This window comes from Mycobacterium persicum, assembly GCF_002086675.1.
Classification (GTDB): Bacteria; Actinomycetota; Actinomycetes; order Mycobacteriales; family Mycobacteriaceae; genus Mycobacterium; species Mycobacterium persicum.
The window spans coordinates 1-938 of sequence record NZ_MVIF01000256.1 but is presented as its reverse complement, the minus strand read 5'-3'; the positions used below and the strand labels follow the sequence as shown (position 1 = coordinate 938).

Here is a 938-nt window from a genome sequence, read left to right as displayed (position 1 = left end):
TTTGCGGTGTTGCAGATGCCGAGGTTGTGGTTGCCGGTGTTGTCGATGCCGATGTTGTGGGTGCCGGTGTTGTCGTTGCCGTTGTTGTGGCTGCCGGTGTTGGCGAGGCCCAGGTTGAAGCTGCCGATGTTGGCGCTGCCCAGATTGAAGCTGCCGATGTTGCCGCTACCCAGGTTGAGATCTCCCACGTTTGCGCTGCCGAGGTTCAGACCTCCCTGATTTGCCAGGCCGATATTGAACGTGGTGCCGTTGGTACCGTCACGCAAGAATCCCGCCAGGCTGGTGCCGACGTTGTGCAGGCCTGAGATAGCCGCCGGGCTGGAGAAACCCGGCGGGCCCGTATTGATGAAACCCGAGATGGAATTGCCCAGGTTAGCTATACCCGATTGCACGACACCGATGTTTAGGACGCCGGAGTTGCCAAAGTCGATGTTCGTAAGGCCCGAATTGTTGGCGCCGCTATTGAAGAAGCCCGACGAGCTGCCGGTACCGCTGTTGAAGAATCCCGAAGATGGTGCCGTGGTCGAGTTTCCGAAGCCAGGCTGGCCGCCGAAGCTGAATATCGTCCAGTCGACCGGACCGATGCTGGCGAGACTCGTGATTTCGACCACCGTATTGGGTCCGCCGATGGCGCCGTGTGGGGCTGGTACGGGAGCGAGCACCTCGACTTGCGGAATGGTGAGGGAGTCGATTTTTCCGGTGAAGGCCGGTATCGGACCAAAACCTACCGTGAAACCGAACGGGATATCAGACATTGTCATCCCGCTGTACACGACATTGGTAATGGTCGAAGTGATTGGGATATTGATGGGAATGGTCCCCACCGCATGTAACGGTATTTCGGGGATTGTGATGGTGTATGTGGCGCCGAGGAGGCCGTGGGAGTCGGCTCGCCAGAGGATGCCGTTGTTCATGTTGCCGGTGTTGAAGGCGCCGGT

Annotated in this window: 1 pseudogene; it reads right to left on the bottom strand. The window is 58.7% G+C overall.

The window, feature by feature from the left end:
• Positions 1-623 (bottom strand): annotated as a pseudogene (locus BST40_RS33490) (pentapeptide repeat-containing protein); the annotation flags it as partial.
• Positions 624-938 lie beyond the last annotated feature (315 nt).